The organism is Paramicrobacterium salitolerans, assembly GCF_051513965.1.
GTDB lineage: Bacteria > Actinomycetota > Actinomycetes > Actinomycetales > Microbacteriaceae > Paramicrobacterium.
The window spans coordinates 1,095,528-1,118,759 of sequence record NZ_CP195847.1 but is presented as its reverse complement, the minus strand read 5'-3'; the positions used below and the strand labels follow the sequence as shown (position 1 = coordinate 1,118,759).

Here is a 23,232-nt window from a genome sequence, read left to right as displayed (position 1 = left end):
CTGAGTCTATTCCGTCCGTCAAACCGGCGCGTTATGCGCTGAGCAGGTGGTTTCGGCGCTCCCCCGCCAGCACGCGGAGCATCTGCGCGACGTCGTCTGTGCCCGGGAGGCGGTGCTCGGCGACCGTCGCTCCCGCGCCGACCTTCACCGAGACGTCGCCGGGCTCCAGCGCGGCGAATGCGTCTTCATCTGTGACGTCATCGCCGGCGTACAGCATCGCTGTGGCCATCGTGTGGAGACGGAGCCGGTGCATGGCGTCGCCCTTCGTCGCGGCCACCACTGAGAACTCGAGGACGTCCTTTCCGGTGCGGTGAGTGACACCGGGAACCGCAGCGCTGACCGAGCGTGAGGCATCGCGCTGCGCTGCTCGAGCGGCATCCGGCTCCACTCCTCGCGTATGAAGCGCGAAGCCGGCCGGCTTGTTCTCGATGCGAGCCTCCCGGTGGCGCTCCAGCACTCCAGACAGGGCCTCTCCCAGCTCAGAGAGGGCGGTCCTCTCCTCCGCGGTGAGTGCGATACCCGCGGTACCGTCGCCGAGATCGTACTCAGCGCCGTGCGAACCGACGAGGAGCACGCCGTCGGGCGAACCGCTCACCTCACGCAGGTTGCCCAGTGAGCGCCCGGAGACGAGCGCGACTGTCGTACCGTTGAGCGCGACGAGTTCCTCGACGGACCTCAGGCTCGCCGGATCAGTGCGAGCGTCGTTCGGGCGATCCACGAGGGGTGCGAGCACCCCATCGAAGTCGAGGGTGACCGTAAGTCTCGGCGTGCGCGCGAGCTTTCGCAGCGCGTCGATGAGGTCTCCGGGGACGCCGTCGAAGTGTCGGCTGTCATTCGTCATGATGCACCTCCATCGTCTTCCAGGGCTCGGGCCGACGAATTGTGGCCCAGCTCTTCCAGGAACGCCTGCGACCACTTCGCGACATCGTTCTCGAGCACGCGACGCCTCAGCGCCTTCATCCGCCGTTGGCGCTCCGCTCGCGTCATATCGATCGCCGCGATCATGGTGTCTTTCACCCCTTCGATGTCGTGGGGGTTGATGAGGAGAGCCTGCTTCAGATCGTCGGCCGCCCCTGTGAACTCACTCAAGATCAGGATGCCGTCGTTGTCGGCCCTTGCCGCGACATACTCCTTGGCGACAAGGTTCATGCCGTCCCGCAGAGAGGTGACGAGCATGATGTCTGCGGCGAGGTACAGCGCAGCCATCTCCTCGCGCGGATACCCGTGGTGCATGTAGACGACCGCGGAGTGCCCGATCGTTCCATAGTCGCCGTTGATGCGACCCACGGTGCGCTCGATCTGATCGCGAAGCGCAATATAGGTGCCGACGCGTTCGCGACTCGGGCTGGCCACCTGAATGAGTGTCGTCGACTCGACGTCGATTCGGCCCTCACGGAGGAGCTCTCCGTATGCCTTGAGCCGATGGCGGATGCCCTTCGTGTAGTCCAGTCGGTCCACCCCGAGCATGATGGTCTGCGGGTCACCGAGATCGCGGCGGATCTGATCCGCACGCTCTCTCACGGACGGCTTCTGAGCGAGCTTCGCGAAGCCGGCCGAGTCGATCGAGATCGGGAAGTGCCGTGCGACGACGCGTCGCATCGAGAGGCCGCGACGAGTGGGCGCGGATGCTGCTGCGTCGTCCTTCGCGGCATCCTCCGGAACCCAGATCCGGGTCCCCTTCGTCTCGAATCCGTAGAGACGGCGGACGGCACGCGAGAAGTTGCTGGCGTCGGCCGAGCGCTGAAACCCGATGACATCGGCGCCGAGGAGGCCGCGCACGATCTGCTTGCGCCAGGGAAGCTGCGCGAAAAGACCGTAGGCAGGGAATGGAATGTGGTTGAAGAAGCCGATGGTGAGATCGGGACGTGCGTCACGGAGCATCCCTGGAACCAGCTGCAGCTGGTAGTCGTGCACCCACACGGTCGCGTTCGGCGCGGCGATCTCGATAGCCCGATCGGCGAATCGCCGGTTGACCTCTCGGTAGGCATCCCACCACTCACGGTGATAGGTGGGTTGAGCGATCACGTCGTGGTAGAGCGGCCAGAGAGTGTCGTTCGAGAAGCCCTCGTAGTAATACTCGACATCCAGCTCGGAGAGCGTAACCGGCTCCATCTTGATGCCGTCGTGCTCGAACGGATCAATCTCGACATCCGGGGCACCGGGCCAGCCGATCCACGCGCCGTCGACATCGCGCATCACCGGCTCAAGGGCGGTGACGAGCCCTCCGGGAGAAAGTCGCCAGACCTGAGAGCCATCGGGGCCTGTGACGGAGTCCACAGGCAGACGATTCGCTACGACGACAAAGTCAAAGCTTTTGGAATCCCGAGTACTCGATGGCACGAGACATCCCCCTCCCGACAGACATGGTCCGGACAGTCACAACAGTATCAGCGCGACTCTTGCCTGTATGCAGTGTGACCAGCGCGTGCGCAAGGAGGTAGTTCCACCAGCGAGAACGCCGTAGGCTGTGACGACAGCCAGACCGATGTGGAAGGGGAAGTCGAATGCGCAAGTACCTGCTGAACTCCGGGGTGCTCGGATCCATATTCAGTGGCTGGAGTCTCCTTCAGTCCACAAAGGACAGCCCGCGCGATTGGCGTCTGGCGCTGCTCTGGCTCGGATGGCTGAGCTCCGTCGCACTTTCGATCGGTGTCGTCGCTCAGGATGCTGAGACCAAGCGGCGCATCGCCGCAGGCGAGATCGACGAGAAGGACGCCAAACCGTCGAAGGCCGAGAAGAAAGCCGCGAAGTCCCGCAAGGTCACGCTCAGCATCTGACTTATACCACGCGATGCCCCTCACTTGGGGCACATGACTAGTCTCGTCGGCGTGTCCCGCGTGATTTCGCGGATTTCTGGGCGAGACTTGAGTCATCTTTGGAGCCGATCCCGGAAGAAGTGCTCATGTTCGGATTACGCCGTCGCAACCGCAAGTCGCAGCCCGCACCCTCGACGACCCCGACTGAGGAAGCGCATGACAGGGTACAGCTCTCCGAGGAGAAGCTCTTCGACCTGATCCATGGCAAGCTCGAGGACTTCATCGGCGTCGACGGAGCATGGGCTCTTGTCCGCCGTGACCCTGAAGCTGCCGCGGATGACGCCATCTTCTCCTCCATGTCGACAGTGATGCTTGCTCGCGACATCACATCTGAGCTTCTCGGCACCAAGGCGCGGAATCACAGTGTGACGCCCCCGATCCCCGCGGCCACTGAAGCCGCCGAGGTGGACGCGGTCGAGATTCCAGCCCCTGCCGTTTCAGAGGCGTCGCCCTCCCCCGCTCCGGCGAATGGTCTTCGCGACATGATTCGCCCCGTCCCGAGAGACGAGTCTCAGGAGCAGGTCGACATCGAGCTCAAGACCATCGCCACCTGGGCGGATCCGCAGCGCCACGACCCCGAGCAGGTCGACGAGCGCATCGTCGCACCTGTCCGGGCCGCGGACGCATCGAAGCGGGCCTGAGGTCCCGCTCAGACCTTCCAGTCTCCGGGACCTGCAGAGCCGGTCTCGTATTCTTCGAGCGGAACTTCTCCGCTCCTCCACGCCTCGATGACTGGCGCCACGATCCGCCACATCTGCGCGGCGGAGTCGCCGCGCACGGAGAGCGACGGATCACCATCGAGGATGCTCTCGATAACTTCCCCGTATGCCTTGAGCTCGCCCTCTCCGAAGGTGACCTCGAGCGAGGCGCGGTCAAGTCGCCACGGGTCGCCCGGGCCATTGACGTTGACCTCGAGAGACATCTCGTCAGGCGCCAGAGCAATTGTCATGACGTCTCGATCGCTGCTGCCTGAGAATCCGTGGGGAACGTGTGGAGCAGGTAGGAAGGTGACTTGGATCTCACGACGGCGCGACCCCAAGGCCTTCCCTGAACGCAGCGTGAACGGCACCCCTGCCCACCGCCAGTTCCGAACTTCGAACGTCACCTGTGCGAGCGTCTCCGTGTTCCGCGACGGATCCACTCCTTCCTCGTCCACGTAGGACGGGAAGTCCCGGCCAGCGACTGAGCCCGCGGTGTAGCGCGCCCGGTGGCTGTAGGCGCGCACATCATCATCGAAGACGTGCGTCGCTCGGAGCACTGCAGCCTTCGCGTCGCGGAGGTCGACGGCATCCGTGGTCGCTGGTGGCTCCATCGCGAAGACGGAGAGCACCTGAAGGAGATGACTCTGGATCATGTCGATCAGCGCTCCCGCGTTGTCGTAGTAGCCCGCGCGTCCCTCCAGTCCCAGCTGCTCGTCGTAGACGATCTCGACCTTCTCGATGTGGTCGCGGCTCCACAGCGGTTCGAAGACACGGTTGGCGAAACGAAGTCCGAGAAGGTTCAACACGGTGGAATGGCCAAGGAAATGATCGACCCGGTGCACCTGCTCCTCGGGCACGAGCTTGAGCAGCTGCTCGTTCAGTGCGTCGGCTGACGGCTGATCGGTGCCGAACGGCTTCTCAAGAGCAAGCACCGTTCCCTGCGGGAGCGGCGTGATCGTCTCGAGAGCCTGACACGCCTTCATCGTGACGCTCGGCGGCAGTGCGAAGTAGATGGCGGGGTCCGCCTCGGCCATGTCGAGGATCGCCGTCAGCTCCTCGGCATCCGTCACATCTCGCTTCTCATAGCGCGTCTCCTTCAGCACGGTCTCAACGGACTCCCCCGAAGCATCAGCCGCGTCGAAAGACGCTCGGACGCGCTCCGTCCATTCGTCGGGAGAGAGGTCATCAGAACCCACGCCGATCAGCTGAACGTGTCTGTCACGCTGGCGGGTGAGGAGCTGGCCCAGTGCTGGCATCAGCAGCCGCGAGCTGAGGTCGCCGCTGCCTCCTAAGAGAATCAACGTCGTAGTAGCGCTCATACGTGCGAGGCTACTCGCCGCACGGCGACAGCAACAGGGGGCTATTTCTTCCGTCAGCGACCTGATATGGCGACTCTACGACGCGCACTCCGGCGTCGTTCCGACGGTATTTCCGAGACAGAGAAGTTCGTCGAAAGTTCTCCGCTCGAATCGTCTCGACGTGCGCATTCCGCGGGAGAAGCTCGTTTCACAGCAGCCATTCGATGTGAAGGAGCAACCAATGTCTGACAACACCCGACGCCCTGGACAGCAGACTCAGACCGCCGCCGAGCTGGAGCTCGAGTGGGCTTCCGACCCCCGCTGGGCGAACGTCCGCCGCGATTACACCGCAGAGGATGTCGTCACCCTTCGCGGTCCGGTTCGCGAAGACGCGACGCTTGCCCGACGTGGCGCTGAACGGCTGTGGGAGCTCATCGAGCGCAACGGCGAGAATCCGGAAGCGTGGGTGGCCGCGCTCGGCGCTCTCACCGGAAACCAGGCGGTGCAGCAGGTTCGCGCGGGGCTGGAGGCCATCTATCTCTCAGGATGGCAGGTGGCGGCAGACGCGAACCTTGCGGGCCAGACCTACCCGGATCAGAGTCTGTATCCGTCGAACTCGGTTCCCGCCGTCGTGCGCCGCATCAACAACGCGCTGCTCCGCGCCGGTCAGATCGAATTCGCGGAGAACGGCGAGACCACGCAGGACTGGTCGGTTCCGATCGTGGCAGACGCGGAAGCCGGCTTCGGAGGCCCGCTCAACGCCTACGAACTCATGCAGTCGATGATTCAGGCCGGAGCCGCCGGAGTCCACTGGGAGGACCAGCTGGCTAGCGAGAAGAAGTGCGGGCACATGGGAGGCAAGGTCCTCATCCCGACGAGCCAGCACATCCGTACGCTCAACGCCGCACGTCTCGCTTCGGACGTCGCCGGCGTTCCGTCCATCATCGTTGCACGCACGGATGCTCTCGCCGCGACGCTCCTCACGAGCGACATCGACGAACGCGATCGTCCGTTCCTGACGGGAACGCGGACCGCTGACGGCTTCTATGAGGTCCAGAACGGCATCGAACCGGTGATCGCACGAGGTCATGCATACGCCCCGTACGCCGACCTGCTGTGGGTCGAGTCGAGCGAACCCGACCTCGAGCTCGCGCGGCGCTTCGCGGAGAGCATCCACTCTGAATTCCCGAACCAGAAGCTCGCATACAACTGCTCGCCGAGCTTCAACTGGCGTCGCCACCTCGATGACGACACCATCGCACGGTTCCAGCGCGAGCTCTCGGCAATGGGGTACGCCTTCCAGTTCATCACGCTGGCGGGCTTCCACTCGCTCAACCACAGCATGTTCGAGCTCGCTCGCGACTACCGCGAACGCCAGATGTCCGCGTACGTGGAGCTGCAGGAAGCCGAGTTCGATTCGGAGCTGCACGGCTACACGGCGACGCGTCATCAGGCGGAGGTCGGCACAGGCTACTTCGACCGCGTCTCCACGGCTCTCAACCCCACGAGCGCGACGCTCGCTCTCGCGGGGTCTACGGAGTCCGAGCAGTTCATCTGATGTCATGAGAGGAGAAGAGACCATGTCCATCACGACGACGGGCCGCATCGAGATCATTGGTCCGATGAGCCCGCGATACGAGGAGATTCTGACGCCGGAGGCCCTGCGATTCCTCACCATGTTGCACGAGCGTTTCGGCGTCGACCGACACGAGCTGCTACGGTCGAACGCCGCGCGTCTCGCTGAGATCGACGCCGGCCGCAACCCGGACTTCCTCGAGGAGACACGCGGCATTCGAGAGGACCCGACCTGGCGTGTCGCCGGCGCCGGACCGGGACTGCATGAGCGCCGCGTGGAGATCACCGGTCCCACGGACCGGAAGATGGCCGTGAATGCACTCAACTCAGGTGCGAATGTCTGGCTCGCAGACCACGAGGATGCGCTGAGCCCCACATGGGAGAACATCATTGATGGGCAGCTCACCCTCTTCGACGCTGTTCGCCGACAGATCGACTTCGTGAGCGACGAGGGCAAATCGTATCGTCTGGGCGAGACCACGCCGACGATCGTGTTCCGACCTCGCGGCTGGCACCTGACAGAGTCCCACCTGCGGTACACGAACCGTCACGGAGCATCCACACCGATATCGGCGTCTCTCGTCGATGCCGGGCTCTACCTCTTCCACAATGCGCACGAGCTCATCTCCCGCGGCACGGGCCCGTACTTCTATCTGCCCAAGCTGGAAGACCGCTTCGGTGCTCGCCTGTGGAACGACGTGTTCGACTTCAGCGAGGACGCACTGGGAATCGAGCCGGGGACGATCCGCGCGACCGTGCTGATCGAGACGATCACAGCGGCTTTTGAGATGGAGGAGATCCTCTACGAGCTGCGCAGCCACTGCGCTGGGCTCAACGCGGGCCGGTGGGACTACCTGTTCAGCATCATCAAGAACTTCCGTGACCGCGGACGTCGATACATGCTGCCCGACCGCGATCAGATCACGATGACGGTGCCGTTCATGAGGGCGTACACAGAACTCCTCGTCTCGACCTGCCACAAGCGGGGCGCGTACGCGATCGGCGGAATGAGCGCGTTCATCCCCAATCGACGGAACCCGGAGACGACCGCGCAGGCTCTCGAGAAGACGGCCGCAGACAAGCGCCGTGAAGCACGCGACGGCTTCGATGGCACCTGGGTCGCCCACCCGGGACTCATCGAGGCGGCACGAGCAGAGTTCGACGCGGTTCTCGGTGATCAGCCGCACCAGCTGCATCGCCGGCGTGATGACGTGTCTGTGACGGCGGAAGAGCTGCTCGATCTGGCCGTCCCGGATGGCCGCATCACGTGCTCCGGAATCCGCCAGAACGTCTCCATCGCTCTGCGCTACATCGAAAGCTGGCTTCGGGGCACGGGAGCGGCAGCCATCGACGGACTCATGGAGGATGTCGCGACGGCGGAGATCTCTCGCTCCCAGCTCTGGCAGTGGATTCATCAGGGTGCTGTCACAGACGATGGGATGCCTGTTGTCCGCGAACGCATCGAGTGGGCGATCGACAGTGTCGTGGACGCACTCCCCCACTCCATCGGCACGCGCTACGGAGAAGCCGCTGACCTGCTGCGCGAGCTCGTGCTCAGCGATGAGTACTCGCCGTTTCTCACGGTGCCGGCCTATTCGCAGATCGTGGATGCCGGTCTCCCTCGCGCCGTCGCAGTGTAGGGCAAAGAAAGAAATTGAGCCCCGCAGTCTTTCTCGACTGCGGGGCTCAATCTGCGATGGTGCGCCCCCCGGGACTTGAACCCGGAACCCACTGATTAAGAGTCAGTTGCTCTGCCGATTGAGCTAGAGGCGCAGATTTTGGTTTCGGAGTAAACCCCGAACCGAGGGACAACATTAGCACCCTTTCCCTGCCCTGCGCCAATCGAGCAGAAAGTCATCTTTTCGCCGGGCCAAGTAAGGTGGACATGTGACCGCAGATCTCTCCGATGACCTCGCCCTCGCCCTCCGAATGGCGGATGCCGCGGACGCCGTTTCGCTCGACCGCTTCCGCTCCTCAGACCTTCAGATCTCGACGAAGAACGACATGTCGCACGTCACCGACGCTGATCTCGCGGTCGAGAGAGCCCTGAGGGAGATTCTGAAGGCAGAACGGCCGGAAGACGGCATCCTGGGTGAAGAGTACGGCACCCAGGGCTCTACCAGCCGCCAGTGGATCATCGATCCGATCGATGGCACAGCTAACTTCCTCCGCGGCGTTCCCAACTGGGCGACGCTCATCGCACTCGCGATCGACGGCCGCCCCGTCGTCGGAGTTGCGAGTGCTCCAGCCTTCGGAAAGCGCTGGTGGGCTGCTCGTGGAAGCGGAGCATGGCTCGCTGACGGCGCTGCCCCTGCGCGGCGGCTCTCTGCATCGAGGGTCGACAGCCTTGACGAAGCGTCGCTGAGCTTTCAGAGCATCGCCCAGTGGGACGAAGCTGGCTACCTCGATTCACTCATCGACCTGTCTCGCACCGTCTGGCGTGATCGCGCGTACGGCGATATGTGGTCGTACGGGCTCCTCGCCGAAGGACTCGTCGACGTCGTGGCGGAGTTCGGGGTCAAGGAGTACGACATCGCACCGTTCGTCGTCATCGTCGAAGAAGCCGGCGGACGGTTCACTGCGATCAACGGAAACGAGAGCATCGCTGAGAGGAGTTCCCTCGCCACGAACGGCCTCCTGCACGACGCTGTGCTCGAACGGCTCGCGCAGACGCATTCCTGATGAGGCGGGTGACCGCTCTCCAAACGCAGAGAAGCCGCCCGGTTCGGGCGGCTTCTCTCGTGCACAGCGCGTGACGATGGTCGATGGTGGAGATGGGGGGAATTGAACCCCCGTCCACTGCTGGGATTCCACGCCTTCTACGGGCGTAGCCTGTGAAAACGTTCTGCTCGGCCCCGACCTTTGCCACAGGCATCCAAGTCGACGGGCCCAGCCTGAAAAAAGTCCCGCACGCCGCTCAGGCGACGACGCGCAGCAAGTCCCCTAAATGACGCCAGGGTCCGTGTCGGGAACAACCACGGTCTGACGGACTATCGGGCTCGCTTAGGCAGCGAGGGCGAAGTCAGTGCGCTTTGAGTTGGCACTTATTGGTTTCCAGGGAGCGTTATCGAGATAACCCTGGGTCCTCGGCCCGCTTCTCGCAGTCTCGCAGGCAGTGTCGAAACCGATCATCCCCATGCGCGCTCTCTCGAGCGGACCATCATCACGCGCTGTGTACTTATCAACCGGGCTTGCGCCCTCGTGCATCCTTCCGATGCGGCTAATCAGAATAACACCCTCCGGGCATCATTCATTCCCCGAGCCTATTCCTCATCGCCATCGCCCGCTGAGCCTCTCGCTTGTCCTGTCGCTCACGGAGCGCCTGGCGTTTGTCGTACTCACGTTTGCCCTTGGCGACGGCGAGTTCGACCTTGGCACGCCCATCGACGAAATACAGCTTCAGAGGAATGAGCGTGTATCCGCCCGGAGCGATCTTGTGGCTGATGCGAGTGATCTGCTGACGGTGCAGCAGGAGCTTTCGTTTGCGACGCGGAGAGTGGTTCGTCCAGGTTCCCTGCGTGTACTCCGGAATGTAGACGGCATCCAGCCACACCTCGCCATTGTCGACGAACGCGTATCCGTCGACGAGAGACGCACGCCCCTCGCGCAGAGCCTTGACCTCGGTGCCCCAGAGCACGAGCCCAGCCTCATAGGTGTCTTCGATGAGGTAGTCGTGGCGCGCCTTGCGGTTCGTCGCCACAACCTTCTCTCCGCGTTCCTTGGGCACGGTTCACTCCAGGTCGTACAGGTTGATCAGGGATGCCGCACGTGAAGCGCGGGCAGCCCGACAGTCTATCAGCCGACTCAGATCTTCAAGTACCGCTTGATTGCGAAATTGGCGCTGAGCGCAGCAAGCAGCATCCCGATCACGATCAGAAGCGGAACCACGAGAAGCGAGTCGCCGAGATTCACGAAATTGACGAAGAGCATCCGCGGCGCAAGGAAGCCCTGCACGAAGAAGTGCACAAGCGCTACCACAGCGCCGCCGGCGAGTATCGATCCGATCACCGCCGCGAACACGCCCTCGAGAATGAAAGGCGTCTGAATGAAGCGGTTCGAGGCGCCTACGAGGCGCATGATGCCGATCTCCTTGCGCCGTGAGAACGCGGACAGTCGAATCGTCGTGGCGATCAGCAGCACAGCCGCGATCAGCATGAGCCCCGCGATTCCGATCGCCGAGTAGCTCGCGATGTTCAGAACCCGGAAGATCTGATCGAGATACTGACGTTGGTCCTTCACCGACTCGACGCCCGGAGTGTCGGAGAACGCTTCAATCAGCACGGCCGACTGCGACGGATCCTTGAGGTTCACCCAGAACGTCTGGTTGAACTGCTCAGGAGTCACGAGTTCGGTCATCTCGTTGCCCTCGAACTGCTTGACGAAGTTGTCGTATGCCTGCTCGTGGTCTTCGAAGTAGAACTTCTGGATATAACGATCGAGAGTCTCATCCTCGAGCTTCGACCTCACCTCGGCAAGCTGCTCCTCAGTCGCCGCTCCCCCTTCGCAGGTCGCATCGACGGCCACATCGGAGTCGGTGCACATGTAGATCGCGACCTGGGCTCTGTCGTACCAGTAATTCTTCATCTGGGCGATCTGCATCTGCATCAGCGCCGCAGCACCGACGAAAGTCAGAGAGATGAAAGTCACCAGAATGACCGAGATCACCATCGACGCGTTTCTGCGCAGTCCGTTGAGCGCTTCTGACAGGACGAGGCTGAGTCTCATGAGGTCGGCCCCACATTCTGCTGGTCGTCACCGGTGTCGCGATCACCCTGGCCGCGAAGGCCGAGACGCTCTGCGAGCGACAAGTGCTCCGAGGTGTCGTTATCGGGAGTCTGCTCCGGAGCCTCGTCCTGCGCTGGCTCGACCGTGACTGGAGTCTCTGTCCGCTTCGCGTCGCGCACCGTCTCCACGGTCACAGCGACAGAGTGAGTCTCGGGAGCTGATGCAGCCTCCTGCGCTTCCGCACGTGCACGCTGAGCTTGCTCACCGCGCTCGGGAAGCGGTGCGATATCAATGATCGAGGTGGTGTCACCATAGCCGCCTCGTGTCTCATCTCGGACGATGCGACCATCGACGAGTTCGACGACGCGACGACGCATCTGATCGACGATCGCCGCCTCGTGCGTCGCCATCACGACCGTGGTTCCGTTTCCGTTGATTCGTTCGAGCAGCTGCATGATCCCCGCACTCGTCGCGGGATCCAGGTTTCCAGTCGGCTCATCCGCCAGCAGGATCTGCGGTTTGTTAACGACGGCGCGCGCGATGGCGACGCGCTGCTGCTCACCGCCGGACAGCTCATTCGGCATCCGCCCGCCCTTGCCGTCGAGCCCCACGAGCTTGAGAACATCGGGAACGGCCTCCTGCACGAACCCGCGAGACTTCCCGATGACCTGCAACGAGAACGCGACATTCTGAAAGACAGTCTTCGTTGTGAGAAGACGGAAGTCCTGAAAGACCACCCCGAGGTTGCGGCGGAAATACGGCACCTTGCGGGTGGAGATGCTCCCCAGATCGTGACCGAGCACGTGAACCGTGCCCTTTGTCGGCCGCTGCTCTTTCAGAATGAGCTGAAGGCAGCTTGATTTTCCGGAACCCGAGGCTCCGACGAGGAACACGAATTCACCTCGGGCGACCTCGAGGTCGACGCCGTTGAGCGCCGGCCGCGGATTGCCCGCATATTTCTTGGTGACTTTGTCGAATCGAATCATGACCCTCTGAGCCTAAGCAGAGGTCAGCGCAACCGGCGGAGCGACTCGCCCCGGTTCAGCGCTGATTCAGCTATTCGCTGTCTTTCATCGAGCGCCAGCGGATCCCGGCGGCAATGAAGCCATCGATGTCCCCGTCGAAGACGTTGCTCGGGTTGTTCACCTCGAACTCGGTTCTCAGGTCTTTCACCATCTGATACGGCGCGAGCACGTACGAACGCATCTGATCGCCCCAACTCGCCGTGATGCTCCCCGCGAGCTCCTTCTTCTTCGCGGCCTCCTGCTCGCGCTGCATGAGGAGGAGTCGCGACTGCAGCACCCGCATAGCGGCTGCTCGGTTCTGAATCTGACTCTTCTCGTTCTGCATGGAGACGACGATGCCCGTCGGCAGGTGCGTGATGCGCACGGCCGAGTCCGTCGTGTTGACCGATTGCCCTCCTGGTCCCGATGAGCGGAAGACGTCGACCCGGATGTCTGTTTCTGGGATCTCGACTTCGGTTGCTTCCTCCATGAGAGGGATGACCTCGACAGCTGCGAAGCTCGTCTGTCGCTTGCCCGCAGAGTTGAACGGGCTCATGCGAACAAGTCGATGAGTCCCCGCCTCGATCGAGAGTTTGCCGAACGCGTACGATGCGTCCACTTCGAACGTCGCAGACTTGATTCCGGCTTCTTCCGCGTAGCTCGTGTCGAGCACTTTCGCCGAGTAGCCGTGGTGCTCCGCCCAGCGGACGTACATGCGAAGCAGCATCTCTGCGAAGTCTGCTGCGTCAACGCCTCCGGCACCCGCACGGATCGTCACGACGGCCGGCAAAGCGTCGTACTCACCGTTGAGCATTGTCTGGATCTCGAGATCGGCGACCGTCTTCTTCAGCGCTTCGAGCTCTGCGCGCGCTTCATCTGCCGACTCCTCGTCATCGGCCTCGTTCGCGAGTTCGACGAGAACTTCGAGGTCGTCAAGACGGCGTTCCACGGACGTGACGCGGGCGAGATCGGCCTGCGCGTGGCTGAGTTTGCTCGTCACCTCCTGCGCGCGTTCGGCGTCATCCCAGAGGTCCGGAGCTGATGCTTGCTCGCTTAGCTCCGTGATGTCCGAGTTCAGCTTGTCCACATCGACCACGGTGCGGATATCGGCGAACGTTGTGCGCAGCGCGGCGATGTCGGCGCTCAAATCAAGCTCTAGCATGTCCCCTCAACCTTACCGTGCCGCTCAGGACTAGGCTGAGCGTGCTATGGCCGATCGCGACGAGTTCCCATTCCGATCAGTCGCAGCGGCCGTCTACCTCCCCACTCTTCTCTTCGGCATCGGCGAAGGCGCGCTCATTCCGCTGATTCCTGCAGCGGCAGACAACGTCGGCGCAACCATCGCCCTCGCTGGTCTCATCGCCGCGATGCTTCAAATCGGTGAACTCTTCGGAGACATCCCGAGCGGAGCGCTTGTGGCGCGGGTCGGCGAGCGCGCGGCCATGATCGGAGCCGTCGTCGTCGCTCTCGGCGCCGCGGTGCTGATCATGTTCTCTCCTGAGCCATTCGTGCTGGGACTGGGTGTATTCGTGCTCGGCCTTGCGACTGCGGTGTTCGGGCTCGCACGGCACGCATTCATGACGACGTACGTCCCCATTCGGTACCGTGCTCGTTCGCTGTCCCTGCTCGGCGGCGTCACTCGAGCTGGCCGATTCGTCGGTCCTCTCATCTCAGCTCCGGTCATCCACCTGACGGGCGGAATGACCGGGGTGTACTGGACCATGGTGCTCTTCTGTCTGGTCACCGCAGCCCTTCTGATCGTGCTTCCGGATCCGGAGACCACGGTGCGAGCGCGGACTGGCAAGCCCGCGGCTCCCGTCACGGCCCCGCTCAACCTTCAGACGACGATTCGTCAGAACGGTCGCGTGCTGGGAACGGTCGGTGTCGGGGCGGCCGTCATCGCCGCACTTCGGTCATCCTGCCTCGTCATCATTCCGCTATGGGCCGTCAGCATCGGTGTGGACGAAGCGACGACGTCGCTCATCATCGGCGTCACTGGAGCCGTCGATTTCGCCCTTTTCTACGTGAGCGGACACATCATGGATCGTTTCGGCCGCATCTGGGGTGCGCTCCCGCCGCTCGTGGGGATGGGCTCCGGACTCATCATCCTTTCGCTGACGCACGATCTGCCGAACGCGGTCAGCTGGCTATGGGTGATAGCGGCGCTTCTCGCAATCGCGAACGGCATGAGCAGCGGGGTTCTCATGACCCTCGGGGCCGACCTCGCTGATCCTCGTCGGCCCGCACCCTTTCTTGGAGCCTGGCGATTCGTTACGGATGCCGGTGCGGCGGCGAGTCCTGTCCTGATCGCGGTCGTCACGGCTCTTGCGTCGCTGGCGGCCGCAGCGGCGTCGCTCGGAGCTATCGCGGCGGCCGGAGTCGTGATCATGTGGACGTGGCTGCCGCGCGGACGCGAGCGCGACGTCGGCTGATCCTCAGTCGGCGAACACTGATCTCGCGACGCTCGTTGCTTCGATGCGGAATCCATCAGGCACGAACAGGGTCAAAACGGGAGGTCGCCACCATCCCGACACGGTCACTGTTGCACTGCGTCCGTCGACGGAGGTGGCGTTCTCCAAGGTCAGGCCTTCAACGGGGTCGAACGCTGAGTCCGAGATGAACTCAGAGACCTCGTCATGCACATCAGCCGAGGCCAGTGCGACGGTGACGCCCTCCTGGTCGGTCTGAGCAGCCGAGAGCGAAAATGCCTCGGCGCCGACGAGTGACGCGGCATCTGCAATGCTCTGCAGCTGCTTCCTCTCCAGGTAAAGCGAAGTGATGGCAGCGACGACGAGGATGATCACGAGCGCAAGCGCCCCATAGAAGATGGTCAGAATCAGTGTCGATCCCTCGTCCCCATCGCGCTTCACCCTCATGGAGTCCCCCAGAATCGTGAGACCTTCTGAACCGCGCGAGATTCGAGTGGAACACGTGTCACACGGTCGAGATCGAGCACCTCGGGAGCAAGCGGCAGGGCGACAGTGACTGCGACGGTCACCGTCACTACCTCACCGCGCGCGAGGCAAGCCTCTCCGGTTCCCGAATCGCACGTGATCTCGACCCGGGCATTCTCCGACGGCACATCATAGTCGGCGAGGGTCACTCGAACCGCCGCTTCAACTCGGTCGAGCGCCTGATCCGCGGTCTCTGCGAGGACGAAGGCACGCGCAGCCTGGCGAGCCGCCCCGGTGACGGCGAGCGCTCCCCCTTGGATCTGTGCCAGGGCCACCACGAGATAGACGAGCGGAACGAGCAGAATCAGACCGGCCGTGATGAATTCGAGCGATGCCGAGCCTCGATCATCGCCGAGACCATTAGCCAATCGTTTCGCGAACCGCATGTCCCGCCACCTCCAAACCCTGCTCGACGCCGATGAGCCCGATGAGCGGGAGGGTCGTCGTCACGGTCACAGCAGTGCACGACTGCCCGCTCCAGCTTGTGTAACGCGCCTCAATCGACTCCGCATATCCCGCTCCGATCGCCTCGGTGATGAGCCACCGTGTCTTCTCCTCGCCGCCGCTGAGGGTGGTGTCTGCGAGAGCGGCGTACCGCGCGCCTTCCGCCGCAGCATCCAGCACAGTGTTGCGCACCAGAAGCGCGAGCCCGAGCTGGATGACGCTCAGCGTGAGGAGCGTCAGAATTCCTGAGACGAGGGAGAACTCGGCAACCGCGGAGCCTCGATCATCAGAGATATCGAACGGGATGTTCACATGCCTGAGACCTTGGAGATGGCCTGCTCGAAGATCGCGGTGAGTGCGGGACCGGCCAGACCCCAGATCAAAATGACCAATCCGGCCGTCATCAGCGTGATCAGCACCCATCCGGGGACATCGCCTCGCTCATCGCGAATCTTCTGCAGCACGCGGCGGATCGGGAGTGACATCGTGTTGGCACCTTTCATTGTGGCGATTGTGGTCAGAAGCCTGCGCGGAGGACGAAGAGCCCGGGAAGGAGCGCGAAGGCGATGGACAAGGGAAGAATGAGGAGCACGAGCGGCACGAGCATGGTCACCTCTTTGCGCCCCGCTGCCTCGAGCAGAGATCTCTTGAGATCGTCACGCGCGTCATGCGCCTGCGCCCGCAGCACGTCGGCGATGGGAGAACCGTGTTCCATGGCAGCGGTCAGATGGTCGACGGCGCGTGTGAGCGGCGGGGAGCCGGCCCGCGCCGCGCACTGAGCCAAAGCAGTCGAGACGGGAACTCCCGCCGCCGTGTCTATGAGCGTCCGTCGGAGCTCTCGGCTCAGTTCGCCTGACCCGATACGAGCGACCCGCCGCAGAGCATCTGTGATCCCCTCACCTGCGGAGAGGGTCAGACTCAGAAATTCGAGAACGGTGGGTACCTCCTCCGTGATGCGTGCGACTCGCTTGGCCGCTCGGCGCCGCAGAAGGTTGTCCCAGAGAACGACTCCGAGGATGCCTCCGATGCATGGCAACGCAATCGCCGGAAGGCTTCCGCCACGGGGAAGAACGACCAGTCCCGCCACGCCTCCGATGATGATCCCGAGCAGACCGACGAGCACCTGGCGCACGCGGAAGGCCTGCACGCTCAGAGGGGAACCTGACTGCGTGAGCCAACGCTCCACGGACGTGTTTCCGCCCAGTGCTGCGGCTACGGCCGACGCCGCTCGCGTGAGAATCGGCCCGAGCAATCGGCCGAGCACCGGCAGCGGGTCGCTCAGCCGCTTCTGCGTGGCTTCGCGAGCGGCTTCGGACACATCCATGAGGTAGGGGGTGAGGCGATCTGCGAGCTTCGGCGCGCCGATGCGCGGGACGGCGACGAGTATTGACCACAGCCCCACCCCGAGGAGGCAGCCGAGAACAATCGATGATCCCCATACGACCGTCAACGGAACCACCTCCTCTCCTCAGGGAGCCTTCCGAGAGCGAGCATGAAGCGATAAGCGACGACTGAAACTGCCGCGCCTACGGCGATGACAGCGACGCCGATGGGCGAGTTGTACGCCGCAGCCGTTTCTGGGCGAGATGACAGTACGAGCAGAATCAGCCAGGGGGCGGCGACACCAAGTTTCGCCGCGTTTCGCACCCATGACTGCCGAGCATCCACCTCGGAGCGCACGCTGGAGTCCTCGCGAATGGCGGCCGACAGTGTGCGGAGCACCCCAGGCAGCTCCGTGCCACCGACGTCCCGTGCCATCTTCAGCGTCTCGATGATGCGATCGGCGACGGGATCACCCAACGCATCTTTCAAACGGTCGAGTGCACCCGCGAAGGACGCACTCGTGTGGAAGTCACGTCGGAACTCGGCGAAAGCCGACCGGAGCGGTGCGGGACCAGAGAGCGCGAGGCTCGAGACGGAGTCCGGGAGCGACGCACCAGAGCGGATGGAAGCGACCATGTGATCCAGAACGTCCGGCCAGAGGCCTCGATGCAGCTTCCGTTGGCTTCGTGCCCGCCACCCGATCAGGACGAAGGGAAGTGCGACGCCTGCGATGCCACTGATGATGGACAACGGCAGCACGCCAAGCAGAGAATAAGTTGTACCGGCAGCGACGACGCCGATCAGCGCGGAAACCGCGATGAATGCCGGCACGGGGACCATCGCCATGCCCGCAAGCGCCATCCGGGTCCGAAGCTCGATCACGAGTCGGCCTGGCTCTCGTCCTCTGTTCACCACTCGTGTGTCGGGAAACGCGACAGCGATCATGATGAGGATGAGTCCGAGACCGCACAGGCTTCCCAAGCCGATCTCGATCACAGCGCTCCCCCGACGCCGAGCGTCCGAAGTGCTCCAGTGCCGAATGCATCTCGACGGTGCGGAATGCGTCCCGTGTGCACGAGATCCGGCCCCACGCGATGGAAGATTGTCGTCATCTCCAGATCAGCACCCATCGCTTCGCCGGTCGGAGCGGCGATCTCCGTGACGCGCCGACGACCATCGGCGCCACGTGCGCAGTGCACAACGAGGTCGATGCAGGATGCCACTGTGGGCACCACGAACCCGGAATCAATGTTCTTCCCCGCCAGGAGAGGAAGCGTGCAGAGTTTGCGCAGCGCATCGCTCGCGGAGTTCGCGTGGAGCGTACATGCACCTGGAACGCCGGAGTTCAGAGCGATCAGAAGGTCAAGGCTCTCAGCTTCGCGAACTTCGCCGACCACGATGCGATCGGGCCGCATCCGCAGCGACTCTTTCACCAGACGTCTGAGGGTGATTTCACCCGTTCCCTCGAGGCTGGCCTGCCGACACTGCATCGCCACCGAGTCGGCGACATCCAGGTCCAGTTCGAACGTCTCCTCGACTGTGATGACGCGCTCAGTCATTGCGACGGAGTTAAGCAACGCACCGAGCATCGTTGTCTTGCCTGCCTGTGTCGCGCCCGAGACAAGCACATTGCAACCGGCCCTCATGCTGCTCTCGATGAATCGCGCCGCCTGCTCGGAGAGCGCGCCGCGCTCCACCAGGTCGCTGAGAGTCTTGATGCGACGAGAGAACTTGCGAATGTTCACCGCCATATGTGCACGGGTGACGTCCGGAATTACAACGTGAAGACGCGAGCCGTCCGGAAGAGACGCATCCACGAAGGGTGAGCTCACGTCGACCCGGCGACCCGTGGATTGGAGCATCCTCTCTACGAGGTCGCGCACGAGCGGCTCAGACAGGATGACGTCGGTGAGCTCGGGGTCACCACCGCGCGAGACGAAGACTCGCGAGGGGCCGTTCAGCCAGATCTCCTCGACCTCCGGGTCGTCAAGGAAGGTCTGAAGCGGGCCCAGCCCTGTCAAGGACGCGACCACCTGCTGTCTCACCGCCCGCTCGTCGGCGACGAGCGGCGTTGCACCGGCTAAAGCGCGTTCTGAATAGCGACGGAGTTCTTCAGCGACGTAGCGTTCTGCGGCGTCCTCATCCGCCGACAGATCCGTGCCGTCTCGTCGCACTCGCTCGCGCACTGCCTCCGCGATGACATCAACTGCGGTCGTCATATCCGCCATCTTTCCGAAGTCGACGAAGCCTCGTGAAAGTTATCCACAGCCCTGCAATTGGGGTGATCAAGTTCGTAGCCCGCTCACAGGCATCCCTCGTGCAATTCAATAGACTGGTAGCCACGCGGGAGTGGTGAAATTGGCAGACACGCAGGATTTAGGTTCCTGTGCTTTCGAGCGTGTGGGTTCAAGTCCCACCTTCCGCACTCAGGCCTCATCGGAAGCGCCTGCTCCCCCACGTTTGGAGTTCGCCGCATGATCCACGTCGGCCTTGTCCCTTGGCTCGACCCCGAGACGATCATCACAGGCGCAGGTCCGTGGGCTCTTCTTGTCGTGTGCCTCATCGTCTTCTCTGAGACGGGTCTTCTCGTCGGCTTCCTGCTGCCCGGAGACACCCTGCTCGTCATCACAGGGCTCTTCGCCTTCCACCCGGGAATCGGCGTGGATGTCTGGTGGGCAGCGATTCTGATCGGAGTCGCCGCGTTCGCCGGCGGCGAGGTCGGTTATCTCATCGGCCATCGGGCTGGGCCGAAGGTATTCGAGCGAAAGGAATCCGGACTTTTCAGCTCGGAGAACGTCCGCCGCACGAACGCCTTCTTCGAACGATTCGGGCCACTCGCCGTCGTGCTCGCGCGATTCGTGCCTGTAGTGCGCACGTTCGCCCCGGTCGCCGCGGGCGTCGCGCACATGAACTACCGCAAATACAGCCTGTACAACCTCGTCGGCGCGCTTCTCTGGGGCGTGGGGCTCGTGTTCTTCGGGTACTTCCTCAGCTACGTTCCACCCGTCGCCGAATTCGTCCGGAACTACATCGACCTCATCCTGGTCGCCGCGGTGCTTGTCTCGGTTGTGCCCACGGCGTGGCATTACATTGCGGCGAGCCGCAAAGCGAAGCGGGTCAGTGAGGATGCTCCTGCGGAGAACGAAGCGCCGAAAGAGGAGCCGACGACCGCCTCAAGCCGGCGTCGTCGCTGAGCGAAGCCTCACGCGTGCGAAATGTCCTCGTGCCGTGCGTGCTTCGCCGGCTCGAGCTGGAAGGTGGAGTGGTCCACGTCGAAGTGTTCCGCGAGGCATCCGCTGAGATGATCGAGAAGCTCCCCGACTCTTCCGTGTTCGAAGACCTCGTTCTCGACGATCACGTGTGCGGTGAACACGGACTTCCCTGACGTGATCGACCACACGTGCACATCGTGCACATCGACCACTCCGGGAGCGTCCCGCACGTGGGCGCGGATCATCTCGACATCAGTTCCCTCAGGAGCGGACTCATTCAGAACGCGCCAGACGTCTCGGAGCAGAATCGCCGCTCGCGGGAGAATTCCCGCCGCGATAAGCAGCGAGGCGATGGCGTCGGCCTGGACGAAACCGGTCGTCATGATCACGATCGCTGCGATTGCAACGAACACGGAGCCGATGAGGTCTCCGAAGACCTCGAGGTACGCACCCTTCATATTGATCGAGTGCTTCGAACCGCTGTGCAGAAGCGCGAGAGAGACTCCATTGACGGCCAGCCCGACGAGGGCCACGACGAGCATCAGTCCGCTGCCGACGGCGGCCGGTTCAGGCTCGAGGAGCCGCTGCACACCCTCGATCGCCACGGAAACAGCCACGGCCGTCAGGATCAGACCGTTGAGAAGCGCCGCGAGAACCTCGGAGCGGTGAAACCCCCATGTGTGACGGTCGGTTGCGGGACGCGCGGCGATCGCGATGGCGACGAGCGCAATGATCAGCCCCACGAGGTCGGAGAACATATGCCCCGCATCCGCCAGGAGCGCGAGTGAGCCCGTGATGATGCCGCCGACGACCTCAACCGCAAGAGTTACCGAGACGAGGGCGATGACGAGGATCAGCCGTCGCCTGTTCGTCTCCCCGTACCCATGATCATGTGCCATACCTCCACGGTAGGCACGGCCTGAGACGTTTCTCCAGCGATTCCGTCAGATAGGAATGATGGCCATTCTCATTACCGTTCTCGCCGTGTTCCGACCTGCTACCGGGCGGCGAGATCGGCGAGCAGCGGAATGGCAGCGCGCACCGCTCGAGCTCGATGTGAGATCTCGTTCTTCTGGTCGGGTGTGAGCTCGGCGGAAGAAACATCGAAACCATTCGGGATGAAGATCGGATCGTAGCCGAATCCGTTCTCACCGGTCTCTTCGCGCGCCACACGGCCTGGCCACTCACCGTGGACGACGTGTTCCACGGCATCCTTTTCGCCAGCCCCCGGCACGACGATAGCGATCGAACAGTGAAACTGCGCCGCCCGGTCTCCGTCGTGGATGTCCGCGATCTGGGCGAGAAGAAGGCGTCGGTTCGCGCCATCATCACGAGTTCCCGACCAGCGGGCCGAGAAGATTCCCGGTGAGCCGGACATGACGTCGACGCTGATTCCGCTGTCGTCTGCGAGTGCGACAGCTCCCGTGTGGGCGGCTGCCGCACGGGCTTTGATGAGTGCGTTCTCGTCAAAGCTCAGTCCGTCCTCGACCGGCTCGGGCCCGTCGTACGCCTTGACCGTGAGTCCGGGGATCGCCGCGCCGAGGATCCGTTGGAACTCAGCGATCTTATGCGCGTTGTGACTTGCGAGGACGACGTTCAGGCTCATTCGCGCCCCAGGGCTTCGCGCTGGATCGCCGTCAGCTCCTCGGTTCCGGCCGCGGCAAGGTCAAGAAGCGCGCCCAGCTCGCTGCGATCGAAGGGGGCCCCCTCAGCGGTGCCTTGCACCTCCACGAACAGCCCGCGCCCCGTCATGACGACGTTCATGTCGGTCTCGGCGCGGACGTCCTCCACATATGCGAGATCGAGCATCGGCTCTCCATCGATGATGCCGACGGAGACCGCTGCGACGCTGTCGATGAGCGGCACCGAGTTCTTGCCGATGTGGCGCTTCTCACGGGCCCACTCGATGGCATCCGCGAGAGCGACATATGCGCCGGTGATCGCCGCTGTGCGCGTTCCGCCGTCTGCCTGGAGCACGTCGCAGTCGATCACGATCGTGTTCTCGCCCAGCGCCTTCGTGTCGACGACCGCCCGCAGGCTCCGCCCGATCAGCCGGGAGATCTCGTGGGTGCGTCCGCCAATCTTTCCCTTGACGGATTCACGGCTGGAGCGCTCGTTGGTTGCGCGCGGCAGCATTGCGTATTCCGCCGTGACCCAGCCGGTGCCTTTGCCAGTCAGCCACCGCGGCACGCCGGGGGTGAAGGATGCCGTGCAGAGCACGCGCGTCTTCCCGAAGGAGATCAGTGCTGAGCCTTCCGCCTGCTCGCTCCAGCCACGTTCCACCGTGATGGGGCGAAGCTGATCGGGGGTGCGTCCGTCTTTGCGTGTGGTCACGATTCTCCTTCTCTGAGTGCGGCCTGCAGCGAGGCCAAGTCGATTGCTCCGGTCTGCACGAGGTTCACCGTCGAGATCTCACGACCGATGAGCCGGTGAGCCAGATCGAGGAAGTCCTCTCTGCTGTCCCCGGTCGCCTCGTAGACGTGCTCCGGAGGGGTGGCAGCCGACCTCTCGATCCCGCGGCTGACGAGCGTGCGATAGACGTCATTCGCGGTCTCAGTATCACTGGATACGAGCGTCACGTTGGGGCCCATCACATACGAGATCACGCCCTTGAGGAACGGATAGTGCGTACATCCGAGCACGAGAGTGTCTACGCCGGCCTCCTTGAGCGGCTGGAGATACTCGTGGGCCACAGCCATGACCTCCTCGCCCGTCGTGACTCCGGCTTCGACGAATTCGACGAACCGGGGGCAGGCTTGGGTGACGATCTCCAGATCCGGTGCCGCTGCGAAGGCATCCTGGTAGGCCCGAGAATTCACCGTGCCTTCCGTGCCGATCACGCCGATCTTGTGGTTCCTCGTCGTGGTCACGGCGGTGCGAACGGCCGGTTGGATCACCTCGATGACCGGAACGGAATAACGTTCCCGCGCATCGCGCAGCATGGCTGATGACGCGGTGTTGCACGCGATGACGATCATCTTCACGCCCTGTGCGATGAGATCATCGAGCACCTCGAGCGAGAAGCGCCGAACGTCCGCGATGGGCTTGGGCCCATAAGGAGAATGAGCAGTGTCGCCGACATAGAGGACTGACTCGTTCGGCAGCTGATCCTGAATGGCACGTGCGACCGTGAGCCCGCCGACGCCCGAGTCAAAGATTCCTATCGGTGCATCATTCACG

General features: G+C 63.2%; 25 protein-coding genes, 2 tRNA genes and 1 other RNA gene. 8 read left to right on the top strand and 20 right to left on the bottom strand.

The genetic code is table 11. From position 1 onward, the window contains the following. Positions 1-31: 31 nt before the first annotated feature. Both otsB and ACSAGD_RS05275 read right to left on the bottom strand, forming a co-directional pair. A complete protein-coding gene (gene otsB, locus ACSAGD_RS05280; protein WP_437584678.1) occupies positions 32-841 on the bottom strand; it encodes a trehalose-phosphatase in 810 nt (269 codons plus the stop codon). Further along, the gene (locus ACSAGD_RS05275) at positions 838-2,277 is read right to left on the bottom strand and encodes an alpha,alpha-trehalose-phosphate synthase (UDP-forming) (RefSeq protein WP_437584677.1); all 1,440 of its coding nucleotides are present in this window, start codon (positions 2,275-2,277) and stop codon (positions 838-840) included. The genes otsB and ACSAGD_RS05275 overlap by 4 nt, the downstream gene beginning before the upstream one ends. Positions 2,278-2,504: 227 nt before the next feature. Between ACSAGD_RS05275 and ACSAGD_RS05270 the strand changes: the two genes are divergently transcribed. Both ACSAGD_RS05270 and ACSAGD_RS05265 read left to right on the top strand, forming a co-directional pair. Further along, the gene (locus ACSAGD_RS05270) at positions 2,505-2,777 is read left to right on the top strand and encodes a hypothetical protein (protein WP_437584676.1); all 273 of its coding nucleotides are present in this window, start codon (positions 2,505-2,507) and stop codon (positions 2,775-2,777) included. A 125-nt stretch (positions 2,778-2,902) separates the two neighbouring features. After that, a complete protein-coding gene (locus ACSAGD_RS05265) occupies positions 2,903-3,457 on the top strand; it encodes a hypothetical protein (RefSeq protein WP_437584675.1) in 555 nt (184 codons plus the stop codon). An 8-nt stretch (positions 3,458-3,465) separates the two neighbouring features. On the opposite strand, the gene ACSAGD_RS05260 is transcribed toward ACSAGD_RS05265, so the two are convergent. Beyond that, positions 3,466-4,836 carry a glucose-6-phosphate dehydrogenase gene (locus tag ACSAGD_RS05260; protein ID WP_437584674.1) on the bottom strand — a complete coding sequence of 457 codons (1,371 nt, stop codon included), beginning with the start codon at positions 4,834-4,836 and terminating at the stop codon, positions 3,466-3,468. Between the two features lie 220 nt (positions 4,837-5,056). On the opposite strand from ACSAGD_RS05260, the gene aceA reads away from it, so the two are divergent. Both aceA and aceB read left to right on the top strand, forming a co-directional pair. Further along, positions 5,057-6,373, top strand: a complete 1,317-nt coding sequence (gene aceA / locus ACSAGD_RS05255) for an isocitrate lyase (protein ID WP_437584673.1) — start codon at positions 5,057-5,059, stop codon at positions 6,371-6,373. A gap of 22 nt (positions 6,374-6,395) precedes the next feature. After that, the gene (gene aceB / locus ACSAGD_RS05250) at positions 6,396-8,030 is read left to right on the top strand and encodes a malate synthase A (RefSeq protein WP_437584672.1); all 1,635 of its coding nucleotides are present in this window, start codon (positions 6,396-6,398) and stop codon (positions 8,028-8,030) included. Positions 8,031-8,087: 57 nt separating this feature from the next. Here aceB and ACSAGD_RS05245 read toward each other — a convergent pair. Further along, positions 8,088-8,163, bottom strand: a tRNA-Lys gene (locus tag ACSAGD_RS05245). A 156-nt stretch (positions 8,164-8,319) separates the two neighbouring features. Here ACSAGD_RS05245 and ACSAGD_RS05240 point away from each other — a divergent pair. Continuing rightward, positions 8,320-9,072, top strand: a complete 753-nt coding sequence (locus tag ACSAGD_RS05240; RefSeq protein WP_437585111.1) for an inositol monophosphatase family protein — start codon at positions 8,320-8,322, stop codon at positions 9,070-9,072. Positions 9,073-9,156: 84 nt separating this feature from the next. Here the strand turns inward: ACSAGD_RS05240 and ssrA are convergent. The 5 genes from ssrA to prfB form a co-directional block, all read right to left on the bottom strand. Then, positions 9,157-9,526, bottom strand: a transfer-messenger RNA (tmRNA) gene (ssrA, locus tag ACSAGD_RS05235). A 114-nt stretch (positions 9,527-9,640) separates the two neighbouring features. Continuing rightward, positions 9,641-10,117, bottom strand: coding sequence for an SsrA-binding protein SmpB (gene smpB / locus ACSAGD_RS05230; RefSeq protein ID WP_437584671.1), 477 nt, complete (start codon positions 10,115-10,117; stop codon positions 9,641-9,643). Positions 10,118-10,194: 77 nt separating this feature from the next. Further along, positions 10,195-11,115: a permease-like cell division protein FtsX gene (ftsX, locus tag ACSAGD_RS05225; RefSeq protein ID WP_437584670.1), complete on the bottom strand. Its 921-nt coding sequence runs from the start codon at positions 11,113-11,115 to the stop codon at positions 10,195-10,197. Further along, positions 11,112-12,101, bottom strand: a complete 990-nt coding sequence (gene ftsE, locus ACSAGD_RS05220; RefSeq protein ID WP_437584669.1) for a cell division ATP-binding protein FtsE — start codon at positions 12,099-12,101, stop codon at positions 11,112-11,114. The genes ftsX and ftsE overlap by 4 nt, the downstream gene beginning before the upstream one ends. A gap of 70 nt (positions 12,102-12,171) precedes the next feature. Beyond that, on the bottom strand, positions 12,172-13,281 hold the full coding sequence (gene prfB, locus ACSAGD_RS05215) for a peptide chain release factor 2 (protein WP_437584668.1): 1,110 nt from the start codon (positions 13,279-13,281) through the stop codon (positions 12,172-12,174). A gap of 46 nt (positions 13,282-13,327) precedes the next feature. Here prfB and ACSAGD_RS05210 point away from each other — a divergent pair, with 46 nt between their 5' ends. Next, complete coding sequence (locus ACSAGD_RS05210) at positions 13,328-14,551, top strand: MFS transporter (RefSeq protein ID WP_437584667.1); 1,224 nt, start codon at positions 13,328-13,330, stop codon at positions 14,549-14,551. A 3-nt stretch (positions 14,552-14,554) separates the two neighbouring features. Here ACSAGD_RS05210 and ACSAGD_RS05205 read toward each other — a convergent pair whose 3' ends face one another. Genes ACSAGD_RS05205 through ACSAGD_RS05175 form a run of 7 tightly spaced genes read right to left on the bottom strand, consistent with a single transcriptional unit; the run spans position 14,555 to position 19,059 of the window. Further along, on the bottom strand, positions 14,555-14,995 hold the full coding sequence (locus ACSAGD_RS05205; protein ID WP_437584666.1) for a pilus assembly protein TadG-related protein: 441 nt from the start codon (positions 14,993-14,995) through the stop codon (positions 14,555-14,557). Next, on the bottom strand, positions 14,992-15,459 hold the full coding sequence (locus ACSAGD_RS05200; RefSeq protein WP_437584665.1) for a TadE family protein: 468 nt from the start codon (positions 15,457-15,459) through the stop codon (positions 14,992-14,994). The genes ACSAGD_RS05205 and ACSAGD_RS05200 overlap by 4 nt, the downstream gene beginning before the upstream one ends. Next, the gene (locus tag ACSAGD_RS05195; RefSeq protein ID WP_437584664.1) at positions 15,434-15,829 is read right to left on the bottom strand and encodes a TadE/TadG family type IV pilus assembly protein; all 396 of its coding nucleotides are present in this window, start codon (positions 15,827-15,829) and stop codon (positions 15,434-15,436) included. Before ACSAGD_RS05195 ends, ACSAGD_RS05200 begins: the two co-directional genes overlap by 26 nt. Further along, entirely contained in the window at positions 15,826-16,002 is a 177-nt protein-coding gene (locus ACSAGD_RS05190; RefSeq protein WP_437584663.1) for a hypothetical protein, read from the bottom strand. Before ACSAGD_RS05190 ends, ACSAGD_RS05195 begins: the two co-directional genes overlap by 4 nt. A gap of 32 nt (positions 16,003-16,034) precedes the next feature. Continuing rightward, on the bottom strand, positions 16,035-16,976 hold the full coding sequence (locus ACSAGD_RS05185; protein ID WP_437584662.1) for a type II secretion system F family protein: 942 nt from the start codon (positions 16,974-16,976) through the stop codon (positions 16,035-16,037). Then, positions 16,964-17,836, bottom strand: coding sequence for a type II secretion system F family protein (locus ACSAGD_RS05180; protein ID WP_437584661.1), 873 nt, complete (start codon positions 17,834-17,836; stop codon positions 16,964-16,966). The genes ACSAGD_RS05185 and ACSAGD_RS05180 overlap by 13 nt, the downstream gene beginning before the upstream one ends. Then, positions 17,833-19,059 carry a CpaF family protein gene (locus ACSAGD_RS05175; RefSeq protein WP_437584660.1) on the bottom strand — a complete coding sequence of 409 codons (1,227 nt, stop codon included), beginning with the start codon at positions 19,057-19,059 and terminating at the stop codon, positions 17,833-17,835. The genes ACSAGD_RS05180 and ACSAGD_RS05175 overlap by 4 nt, the downstream gene beginning before the upstream one ends. Before the next feature lie 124 nt (positions 19,060-19,183). On the opposite strand from ACSAGD_RS05175, the gene ACSAGD_RS05170 reads away from it, so the two are divergent. Together ACSAGD_RS05170 and ACSAGD_RS05165 are read left to right on the top strand one after the other, a co-directional pair. Next, positions 19,184-19,265: transfer RNA gene (locus tag ACSAGD_RS05170), tRNA-Leu, on the top strand. 49 nt (positions 19,266-19,314) lie between these two features. Then, positions 19,315-20,034: a DedA family protein gene (locus tag ACSAGD_RS05165; protein WP_437584659.1), complete on the top strand. Its 720-nt coding sequence runs from the start codon at positions 19,315-19,317 to the stop codon at positions 20,032-20,034. Between the two features lie 8 nt (positions 20,035-20,042). Here ACSAGD_RS05165 and ACSAGD_RS05160 read toward each other — a convergent pair whose 3' ends face one another. The 4 genes from ACSAGD_RS05160 to murI form a co-directional block, all read right to left on the bottom strand. Then, positions 20,043-20,951 (bottom strand): cation diffusion facilitator family transporter, encoded by a 909-nt coding sequence (locus tag ACSAGD_RS05160; RefSeq protein WP_437584658.1) that lies wholly within the window; start codon positions 20,949-20,951, stop codon positions 20,043-20,045. A 98-nt stretch (positions 20,952-21,049) separates the two neighbouring features. Beyond that, the gene (gene rdgB / locus ACSAGD_RS05155) at positions 21,050-21,658 is read right to left on the bottom strand and encodes an RdgB/HAM1 family non-canonical purine NTP pyrophosphatase (RefSeq protein ID WP_437584657.1); all 609 of its coding nucleotides are present in this window, start codon (positions 21,656-21,658) and stop codon (positions 21,050-21,052) included. Continuing rightward, complete coding sequence (gene rph / locus ACSAGD_RS05150) at positions 21,655-22,386, bottom strand: ribonuclease PH (RefSeq protein ID WP_437584656.1); 732 nt, start codon at positions 22,384-22,386, stop codon at positions 21,655-21,657. The genes rdgB and rph overlap by 4 nt, the downstream gene beginning before the upstream one ends. Beyond that, the gene (gene murI / locus ACSAGD_RS05145) at positions 22,383-23,231 is read right to left on the bottom strand and encodes a glutamate racemase (RefSeq protein WP_437584655.1); all 849 of its coding nucleotides are present in this window, start codon (positions 23,229-23,231) and stop codon (positions 22,383-22,385) included. The genes rph and murI overlap by 4 nt, the downstream gene beginning before the upstream one ends. Position 23,232: the final 1 nt, after the last annotated feature.

Excerpts from the sequence above, each read along its gene's own strand:
- ACSAGD_RS05165 (WP_437584659.1), top strand. The coding sequence starts at position 19,315 with ATGATCCACGTCGGCCTTGTCCCTTGGCTCGACCCCGAGACGATCATC.
- ACSAGD_RS05210 (WP_437584667.1), top strand. The coding sequence starts at position 13,328 with ATGGCCGATCGCGACGAGTTCCCATTCCGATCAGTCGCAGCGGCCGTC.
- ftsE (WP_437584669.1), bottom strand. The coding sequence starts at position 12,101 with ATGATTCGATTCGACAAAGTCACCAAGAAATATGCGGGCAATCCGCGG.
- ACSAGD_RS05205 (WP_437584666.1), bottom strand. The coding sequence starts at position 14,995 with ATGAGGGTGAAGCGCGATGGGGACGAGGGATCGACACTGATTCTGACC.
- ACSAGD_RS05270 (WP_437584676.1), top strand. The coding sequence starts at position 2,505 with ATGCGCAAGTACCTGCTGAACTCCGGGGTGCTCGGATCCATATTCAGT.
- ACSAGD_RS05160 (WP_437584658.1), bottom strand. The coding sequence starts at position 20,951 with ATGGCACATGATCATGGGTACGGGGAGACGAACAGGCGACGGCTGATC.
- ACSAGD_RS05200 (WP_437584665.1), bottom strand. The coding sequence starts at position 15,459 with ATGCGGTTCGCGAAACGATTGGCTAATGGTCTCGGCGATGATCGAGGC.
- ACSAGD_RS05260 (WP_437584674.1), bottom strand. The coding sequence starts at position 4,836 with ATGAGCGCTACTACGACGTTGATTCTCTTAGGAGGCAGCGGCGACCTC.
- ftsX (WP_437584670.1), bottom strand. The coding sequence starts at position 11,115 with ATGAGACTCAGCCTCGTCCTGTCAGAAGCGCTCAACGGACTGCGCAGA.
- ACSAGD_RS05265 (WP_437584675.1), top strand. The coding sequence starts at position 2,903 with ATGTTCGGATTACGCCGTCGCAACCGCAAGTCGCAGCCCGCACCCTCG.
- ACSAGD_RS05190 (WP_437584663.1), bottom strand. The coding sequence starts at position 16,002 with ATGTCACTCCCGATCCGCCGCGTGCTGCAGAAGATTCGCGATGAGCGA.
- otsB (WP_437584678.1), bottom strand. The coding sequence starts at position 841 with ATGACGAATGACAGCCGACACTTCGACGGCGTCCCCGGAGACCTCATC.
- aceA (WP_437584673.1), top strand. The coding sequence starts at position 5,057 with ATGTCTGACAACACCCGACGCCCTGGACAGCAGACTCAGACCGCCGCC.
- aceB (WP_437584672.1), top strand. The coding sequence starts at position 6,396 with ATGTCCATCACGACGACGGGCCGCATCGAGATCATTGGTCCGATGAGC.
- rdgB (WP_437584657.1), bottom strand. The coding sequence starts at position 21,658 with ATGAGCCTGAACGTCGTCCTCGCAAGTCACAACGCGCATAAGATCGCT.
- ACSAGD_RS05240 (WP_437585111.1), top strand. The coding sequence starts at position 8,320 with ATGGCGGATGCCGCGGACGCCGTTTCGCTCGACCGCTTCCGCTCCTCA.
- ACSAGD_RS05175 (WP_437584660.1), bottom strand. The coding sequence starts at position 19,059 with ATGACGACCGCAGTTGATGTCATCGCGGAGGCAGTGCGCGAGCGAGTG.
- prfB (WP_437584668.1), bottom strand. The coding sequence starts at position 13,281 with ATGCTAGAGCTTGATTTGAGCGCCGACATCGCCGCGCTGCGCACAACG.